This window comes from Mycobacterium sp. TH-M106, assembly GCF_057473765.1.
Genome location: NZ_JBYCLE010000281.1, coordinates 1 through 7,768 on the forward strand (window position 1 = coordinate 1; position 7,768 = coordinate 7,768).

The following is a 7,768-nucleotide window of genomic DNA, read 5'->3' on the forward strand; positions in this document are numbered from 1 at the left end:
ATCACCGTGCGCACAATCCGGGTCGACAACACTTTGCCAGCCGCGATCAACGCCTCGATCTGGGTGAGTTCGGCCTGCTGCTTCTCACCACGCCGCCTCGACACCGCCGCCGGCGCGATCGGCACCACGAACCCGTTAGCCACAGCACAACCGTAGATGTGCCCACTGACATAAACGACGTATAGCCACGCCCGGCACAGCGTGCCGCTGCTGCACGCCCAATGTGTGCGCGCCCGCATGCGCAGCCACCCGTGGTCCCCGTCCTACTTCGCGGTCTCCTGCGGGGGCGCGGCCCTGTCCATCATCAAGCAATACATCCACGGACAAGCTCGACCTCTCTGATCGCCGGGCTGTGCCCGGCAACACACGGGACGGGCTCACCCCGCCACAAATGGCGAGGCTTGCGCCCAAGAAATCGGTCACTGCTGCTGCTCGTCTGTTGACCCACCTACACTCCACGCGTGAGCGACGACGAGCCCACACTGGGTCAGTTGGGTGAGTTTCCCATGATCGACCGGCTGGTGGCGGGCCGCCACCAGCCGGACACCACCCTGCTGGGGCCCGGCGACGATGCCGCCGTGGTGCTCGCCGGCGACGGCCGCACCGTGGTGTCCACCGACATGCTGGTGGCCGGCCGGCACTTCCGGCTGGACTGGTCGACCCCGCACGACGTCGGCCGCAAGGCGGTCGCGGCGAACGCGGCCGACATCGAGGCGATGGGTGCGCAGGCGATCGCCTTCGTCGTCGGTTTCGGTGCGCCCGCCGACACCCCGGCCGCGCAGGTCGGCGCGCTGGTTGACGGTATGTGGGCGGAGGCGCAGCGGATAGGGGCAGGCATCGTCGGCGGTGATTTGGTCGACTGCGACCAGTGGGTCGTTTCGGTGTCTGTGCTAGGCGACTTGGCTGGGCGAAAGCCGGTGCGCCGGTCTGGCGCGCGGCCGGGATCGCTGCTCGCCGTCGTGGGCGAACTGGGTCGCTCTGCGGCCGGGTATTCCCTGTGGCGCAACGGAGTAGGCGGATTCGACGCGCTGCGGCGCCGGCATCTGGTGCCGCAGCCGCCGTACGGGCAGGGCCGAGCCGCCGCCGAGGCCGGTGCGCAGGCCATGATCGACGTCTCCGATGGGCTGGTCGCCGACCTGCGCCATATCGCGGAGGCGTCCGGGGTGGGCATCGAGGTGTCCACCGAGGCCCTGGCCGGAGACCACGCGGCGGTGGCGTCGGCCGCCGAGACGGTCGGTGTCGACGGCTGGTCGTGGGTGCTCAGCGGGGGAGAAGACCACGCCCTGGTGGCCTGCTTTTCCAGTGCGGTGCCGGCGGGGTGGCGGGTCATCGGGCGGGTCATCGACGGACCGGTCCGGGTGTTGGTCGACGGTGTCGACTGGCACGGCTACGCGGGCTGGCAGTCGTTCGACTCACCGAGGGCGACACCGTGACGATTCACTGGCCAGTAGGATGACAATATGACCAGAAATATGACCGCTACGGAGGTCAAGGCAAAGATCCTTGCGTTGCTCGACGAAGTCGCCGAAGGTGAGGAAATCGTGGTCACTAAGCACGGCCGCACCGTGGCCCGACTGGTCGGGGCGAGCGGGCCGCACGGACTCAAGGGTCGCATGGCTGGGGTGGCGATGTCGGCCGCCGACGACGACGCACTGTTCACCACCGGGGTGTCGTGGAACGTGTCGTGACGACGGTGCTTCTCGACTCACATGTGGTTCACTGGTGGTCCGCCGAGCCGCGGCGCCTGAGCCGGATCGCGAGCCGAGCTGTCGAGCAGGCCGATGTGCTCGCTGTCGCCGCGATCACCTGGTTCGAATTGGCGTGGTTGGCCGAACACGAACGCATCCAGGTGACGATTCCGGTTCGCTCTTGGCTCCAGCAGCTCGCTGAACAGGTCCGCACAGTCGGCATCACGCCGGCCGTGGCGTCAACCGCGGTGTCACTGCCGTCGTCGTTTCCCGGCGACCCCGCGGACCGGTTGATCTATGCCACGGCCATCGAACACGGCTGGCGACTGGTGACCAAGGACCGGCGGCTACGTGATCATCGGCATCCACGCTCTGTCACCACCTGGTAGCGACGACACGGAGCCGAATGCCGATGGACGTCGCGGCCTTGCCGCGTATCCCGAACTGTTTCCACTGCGGTAGCACATGTGCTATCATGCGGCCGTGGAAACGGTTGGATTGCGCGAGTTGCGCCAGAACGCCTCCGATCTTGTCCGCCGCGTCGAGGACGGGGCGGAGATCACGATCACCGTGGCCGGCCGCCCAAGTGTCCGGATGGTGGCTGCCACGCCCCGAACGTGGCGCTCCTGGGGTGAGGTCGCCGAGTTGTTCGCCGGACCTGCAGATTCCGACTGGAACGAGGACCGGAAAGCAATCGTCGACGAAGCGCGTGATCCCTGGGCCGCCAGGTGAGGGCGGTCCTGGATACCAGCGTCGTCATCGCTGCCGACGTTGCACCTCTGGACGGCGAACTGGCCATCAGCACAGTGACACTGGCCGAACTGCACGTCGGCATCCTCATTGCCAAGAAGCGATCGGTGCGCGCCGAGCGACTGCGACGACTACTGGTGCTTCAACGCGAGTTCGACGCGCTGCCCCTCGACAAAGTTGTCGCCGAAAGCTACGGCCAGGTCGCGGCCTGCGTGGCCGAGGCCGGCCGAAAACCGCGGGCCCGCGCACTGGACCTCGTGATCGCCGCGACCGCGCACGCGCATTCGGCAAGGCTCTACACCCGCAACGCCCGCGACTTCGCCGGGCTCGATGCCCTGGTCGACGTCGTCACCGTCTGAACCCGAACGGCAGTTCAGGCGCCTTAATGTCGTCGGTACTGTTGCAGCAACAGAAGAAAGGTCGGCAGTGACCCCACGTCCGCTCAGTGAACTCATCGAGCAGAGTTGGGCCGCTGCGCTGGCGCCGGTGGCTCATCAGGTGGCTGCGATGGGCCAGTTCCTGCGTGCCGAGATCGCTGCCGGGCGCGGCTACCTACCCGCCGGGCAGAACGTGTTGCGTGCCTTTACCTTTCCACTCGACCGGGTGCGAGTACTGATCGTAGGACAGGATCCGTATCCGACCCCCGGGCATGCGGTGGGCCTGAGCTTTTCGGTCGCCCCGGATGTGCGGCCGCTGCCGCGCAGCCTGGAGAACATCTTCACCGAGTACACCACCGACCTGGGTTATCCGACACCGTCCTGCGGTGACCTCAGTCCATGGGCTCAACGCGGAGTGCTGCTGCTCAACCGGGTGCTCACGGTGCGCCCGGGTAAGCCGGCGTCGCACCGGGGCAAGGGTTGGGAAGCGGTCACCGAGTGCGCGATCCGGGCGTTGGCGCAACGCAATCAGCCGATGGTGGCGATCCTATGGGGCAAAGACGCCTCCATGCTCAAGCCGGTGCTAGGCCCCGATTGTGCCGTGATCGAGGCGTCGCATCCTTCGCCGTTGTCGGCGTCGCGGGGGTTCTTCGGCTCGCGGCCGTTCAGCCAGGCGAACGAACTGCTGGCCCGGATGGGTACCGAGCCGATCGACTGGCGGCTACCGTGAGTCAGCCGTGGGGGTCTTGTTCGCTCCACTCCTGCCACATTTCCGGGTAGGGACCGCTGACCGGTATCGCGCAGGCGATGATCTCCTCGATGGCGGCGACATCATCGTCGGTCAAGGTCACGTCGGCCGCGCCGGCGCTGTCTTGCAGGTAGCCGATGTGCTGTGCGCCGGTGATCGCGACATCGATCCCCGGCTGGGCGAGCGTCCAGGCGATGGCCAGTTGGCTGAGCGTTACCCCCATCTCGTGGGCAAGCGGCTTGAGCTGATCGACGATCTCCAGATTGTTCACGAAGTCGTCGCCGGCGAACACCGGGCTGCGTGAGCGCCAGTCTTCCGGGCTGAACTCGGTGTCGGCAGTGATCGTTCCGGTCAACAGGCCGTGTGACAGCGGTCCGTACACCACGACCCCGATGTTGTTGGCAGTGCAGTACGGGAGGAGGTCGTGTTCGATCTCGCGACGGAACATGCTGTAGGGCGGTTGCACGCTCTCCACGGGCAGGACGGCCGAGAATTCCTTCACCTGCTCGGTGCTGTAGTTGGAGACTCCCGCATGCCGGATCTTGCCCTCGTCGATGAGTTCGGCCAGCGCGCCAGCGGTTTCAGCGGCTGGAACGGCGGGATCGGGCCAGTGGATCTGGTAGATGTCGATGTGGTCCATACTCAGCGCTTTGAGACTGGAATCGACATCCTGGCGCAGCCACTCCGGGCTGGCGTCTCGTTGCGGCCCGGTCTCGGTCGGCCGCAGTCCACCCTTGGTGGCGACGATCAACTCGTCACGATCGCGACCGACTCCGGACCGAATCACCCCGCCGAGGATTCGTTCAGCTTCGCCGAATCCGTATTCGTGCGCGGTGTCGAAGAAGTTGATCCCGAGGTCGCACGCACGCCGCACGATCGCCGCTGCATGATCCTCGTCGAATTTCCCCCACGCTCCACTGAATTCCCAGGTGCCGAGGGCTAATCGGGAAACCTCCAACCCGGTCTTGCCGAAGATGGTGGTTCGCATGTCGACCTCCTCTGTATAGCCGCTCGGCTACCGTGGCCAGCCTAAGGGTCACCGGTTCGACGGCGTCGAACGGCGTGTCGTGAGTCCGTTGGCGGCAGGGCAATCGCGGTGATAGCGGTGACCCCGGCACCGGCGGGGCCGCCGGCGGTCCGAGTGCCCGCTGCATCTGCCGAGGACAGTTTTGCGGCTAACTGCGCACGAGCATTGCGACTAGACGTGCAGACCGTTGCGGCTAAACGTGCGGGCACCTAGCGGCCAAGTGTGCGCTCATATGGATAATGAGACCATGCCCAGCATCAGTAAATCCGGACTTATCGCTCGGAAAGCCCAGGTCATGGTCACTGAGGCGCTGGAAGACACGCGCGTGGTCACGATCAACGGCGCACGTCAATCGGGGAAGAGCACCCTTGCATCGGTGGTAGCCGCGACCAAGGATCCCGTTCGCGCCCTGACGCTGGACGATCCCGCGGCGCTGCGCGCCGCGCAGGATGATCCTGTCGGGTTCGTCGAACACGACGGACTCCTCGTCATCGATGAAGTGCAGCGCGCACCCGGACTCTTCCTTCCGATCAAGGCCGAAGTGGATGCCGATCCCAAGCCGGGCAGGTTTTTGCTCACCGGCTCGGCACACGTACTCGGGCTGAAATCACTGCCCGATGCCCTGCCTGGGCGGATGGAAACCATCGAGTTGTGGCCCTTCTCCCAGGGTGAGATCGCGGATGCTCCGGACCGCTTCATCGACGCCGCTTTTGCCGTCGGCCCCCAGCTCGTTCGTGACTCAAGTCTGCGTCGCCGTGACTACATCGAACGCGCCGCGATCGGCGGATTCCCCGAAGCGGTCCGCCGTACCGATCGGCGCCGTGCCGCATTCTTCGAAAGCTACCTCGACACCATCATCAAACGCGACGTCCAAGAAATCTCTGCCGTCGAACGAATCCCACAGCTTCGAAAACTGCTGCAACTTCTCGCTATTCGCAGCGCAAACCTGCTCGTCTCCGCAACGGTCGCCGGTGAACTCGACATTCACCGCACCACCGTCACCCGCTACCTGGCGCTGCTGGAAACCGTATTCCTCATCAAAACGATTCCCGCTTGGTCCGGTGGATCGACCCACCGCGCGATCGGCACACCCAAACTCGCCTTCGTGGATACCGGTCTCCTGTGCCACCTCCTCGGCCAAGGGCCGGCACGTCTGGCCGACCCGGGCGGCGCCGCCGGCCCGGTCCTGGAGAACTTCGTTCTCATGGAACTGAGCCGCCAACTCACCTGGAACGAAGAACGCGCCACCCTCTGGCACTACCGCACGAAAGACAAAGTCGAAGTCGACGCCGTCCTCGAATCCGCCGACGGACGTATCGTCGGCATCGAAGTCAAAGCCGGCGCGACCCTGCACAAACACGACTTCGCCGGACTCCGCCACCTCCAAGACCGACTCGGCAACCGATTCGTCGCCGGATTCGTCCTCTATACCGGAAAACACTCCTTGCCCTTCGGCGACCGCCTACGCGCACTGCCCATCGACGCCCTGTGGCACGTGGCGTGACAATGGGCAAGCACGGCGTGCGGCTACAGATCAGAGCTGGAACGCCAGAGGTCGTCGATGCCGGACTCGGCCGCGTAGCGGTCGATCTCGCTGAGTTCCTCGTCGGTGAAGTCGAGGTTGTCCAGCGCACCGAGATTTTCTTCGAGCTGCTCGACACTGGAAGCGCCCACCAGAGTTGATGCGACGGTCGGGTCGCGCAGCACCCACGCCAACGCCAGTTGTGCCAGCGTCTGACCGCGCCCTTCGGCGATTCGGTTGAGAGCCCGCAGTCGTTCGCGCACAGTCTCGGTCACCAGTTCGTCGTCGAAGGTGGGCCGCTTGGTTGCCCGGACGACCTCTCCGGGCGAGGTGTCGACGTAGCGGTCGGTGAGCAAGCCTTGGGCCAGGGCGGTGAACGCGATCGCGCCCATCCCGGCGGCACCGAGTGTGCTGAGCAAGCCGCCCTCGACCCAGCGGTTGAGCATCGAATACGACGGTTGGTGGATCACCAACGGCGTACCGAGCCGCTCGGCGAGCCCGGCCGCTTCGGCGGTGCGGGCGGCAGAATACGACGAGATGCCGGCGTAGCGTGCCTTGCCGGCCCGCACCGCGGTGTCGAGCGTGCCGATCGTCTCCTCGAGCGGGGTCCGTGGGTCGAACCGGTGGGAGTAGAAGATGTCGACATAGTCGATCCCGAGCCGCTCCAGCGACTCGTCGAGACTCGACAACAGATGAGGCCGCCCGCCGAGTTGGCCGTAGGGTCCGGGCCACATGTCCCAGCCCGCCTTGGTCGAGATGCATAGCTCGTTGCGGTAAGGCTTGAAGTCTCGCCGCAGCATCCGGCCGAAATTCTCCTCGGCGGAGCCGTAGGGCGGCCCGTAGTTGTTGGCAAGGTCGAAATGCGTGATGCCGCAGTCGAACGCGTAGCGCAGCACGTCGCGCTGGATGTCGAACGGGCGATTGTCGCCGAAGTTGTACCAGAGACCCAACGAGATCGCCGGCAGCAGCAGCCCGGAAGCACCGACCCGGCGGTAGGGCATGCGATCGTAGCGGGTCGCCGCGGCAGTCCACGGGTCATGGGTGAGCGGAACGTTCTCGATCAACGGCTTCTCGTCCATGCTTGGGCATCGTACGACCGTCGCTTGTCGCCCCGAGCAGTTGTCGCGGGGGGCTCGCCTGGAGAGCCGTCAGCCGCGGCTGATCCTGCCGGCCTTGAGGCAGGACGTGCAGACGTTCAGCCGCCGCTTGTTGCTGCCGGGGCGGGTCACGGCGTGCACCGTCTGGATGTTCGGATCCCACCGGCGACTGGTTCGACGGTGGGAGTGCGACACCGACTTGCCGAAGCCGGGCCGCTTCCCACAGATATCGCAGACGGCGGCCATACGTGAACTCCTCGAAACCTTGGGGGCGACCCCGACAACCTGACCAGGATAGCTGCCGTCGTGGCCACCGCCAAAACGATACCCACTGCTACAAGCCGTCTGAACTGTGTCGTCGGCCACGGTGATTAGGCTTTTGCCCACGGATGGTGGCGGATGCAGGAAGGTGGGACAGCCGTGGGCAACACCGATCGCCTGCTCGACGCCGCTGCCCTGCGCGACTGGGCGCACACCGCGGTCGGCGACCTGATTACCCACACCGACGAGATCAACCGGCTCAACGTGTTCCCGGTCGCCGATGCCGACACGGGCACTA

At 65.8% G+C, this 7,768-nt stretch carries 11 protein-coding genes; 8 read left to right on the plus strand and 3 right to left on the minus strand.

Annotation, left to right across the window (positions count from 1 at the left end):
* Positions 1 to 237: 237 nt before the first annotated feature.
* From AC2VOP_RS09745 to AC2VOP_RS09775, 7 genes are all read left to right on the plus strand, one after another.
* Positions 238 to 342, plus strand: coding sequence for a transposase (locus AC2VOP_RS09745; protein WP_486960771.1), 105 nt, complete (start codon positions 238 to 240; stop codon positions 340 to 342).
* 119 nt (positions 343 to 461) lie between these two features.
* Positions 462 to 1,433 carry a thiamine-phosphate kinase gene (locus AC2VOP_RS09750; RefSeq protein ID WP_486960761.1) on the plus strand — a complete coding sequence of 324 codons (972 nt, stop codon included), beginning with the start codon at positions 462 to 464 and terminating at the stop codon, positions 1,431 to 1,433.
* Positions 1,434 to 1,472: 39 nt separating this feature from the next.
* Entirely contained in the window at positions 1,473 to 1,688 is a 216-nt protein-coding gene (locus AC2VOP_RS09755; protein WP_486960762.1) for a type II toxin-antitoxin system Phd/YefM family antitoxin, read from the plus strand.
* Complete coding sequence (locus AC2VOP_RS09760) at positions 1,685 to 2,077, plus strand: type II toxin-antitoxin system VapC family toxin (RefSeq protein WP_486960763.1); 393 nt, start codon at positions 1,685 to 1,687, stop codon at positions 2,075 to 2,077. The genes AC2VOP_RS09755 and AC2VOP_RS09760 overlap by 4 nt, the downstream gene beginning before the upstream one ends.
* A gap of 94 nt (positions 2,078 to 2,171) precedes the next feature.
* Entirely contained in the window at positions 2,172 to 2,420 is a 249-nt protein-coding gene (locus tag AC2VOP_RS09765) for a type II toxin-antitoxin system Phd/YefM family antitoxin (RefSeq protein WP_486960764.1), read from the plus strand.
* The gene (locus AC2VOP_RS09770; RefSeq protein WP_486960765.1) at positions 2,417 to 2,797 is read left to right on the plus strand and encodes a PIN domain-containing protein; all 381 of its coding nucleotides are present in this window, start codon (positions 2,417 to 2,419) and stop codon (positions 2,795 to 2,797) included. The genes AC2VOP_RS09765 and AC2VOP_RS09770 overlap by 4 nt, the downstream gene beginning before the upstream one ends.
* A 67-nt stretch (positions 2,798 to 2,864) precedes the next feature.
* Positions 2,865 to 3,545, plus strand: coding sequence for a uracil-DNA glycosylase (locus AC2VOP_RS09775; protein WP_486960766.1), 681 nt, complete (start codon positions 2,865 to 2,867; stop codon positions 3,543 to 3,545).
* A gap of 1 nt (position 3,546) precedes the next feature.
* On the opposite strand, the gene AC2VOP_RS09780 is transcribed toward AC2VOP_RS09775, so the two are convergent.
* Positions 3,547 to 4,551: an aldo/keto reductase gene (locus tag AC2VOP_RS09780; RefSeq protein ID WP_486960767.1), complete on the minus strand. Its 1,005-nt coding sequence runs from the start codon at positions 4,549 to 4,551 to the stop codon at positions 3,547 to 3,549.
* Positions 4,552 to 4,837: 286 nt separating this feature from the next.
* On the opposite strand from AC2VOP_RS09780, the gene AC2VOP_RS09785 reads away from it, so the two are divergent.
* Positions 4,838 to 6,094, plus strand: a complete 1,257-nt coding sequence (locus AC2VOP_RS09785; RefSeq protein ID WP_486960768.1) for an ATP-binding protein — start codon at positions 4,838 to 4,840, stop codon at positions 6,092 to 6,094.
* 23 nt (positions 6,095 to 6,117) lie between these two features.
* On the opposite strand, the gene AC2VOP_RS09790 is transcribed toward AC2VOP_RS09785, so the two are convergent.
* A complete protein-coding gene (locus AC2VOP_RS09790; protein WP_486960769.1) occupies positions 6,118 to 7,191 on the minus strand; it encodes an aldo/keto reductase in 1,074 nt (357 codons plus the stop codon).
* A 69-nt stretch (positions 7,192 to 7,260) separates the two neighbouring features.
* Positions 7,261 to 7,455, minus strand: a complete 195-nt coding sequence (gene rpmB / locus AC2VOP_RS09795; protein WP_486960770.1) for a 50S ribosomal protein L28 — start codon at positions 7,453 to 7,455, stop codon at positions 7,261 to 7,263.
* Positions 7,456 to 7,768: the final 313 nt, after the last annotated feature.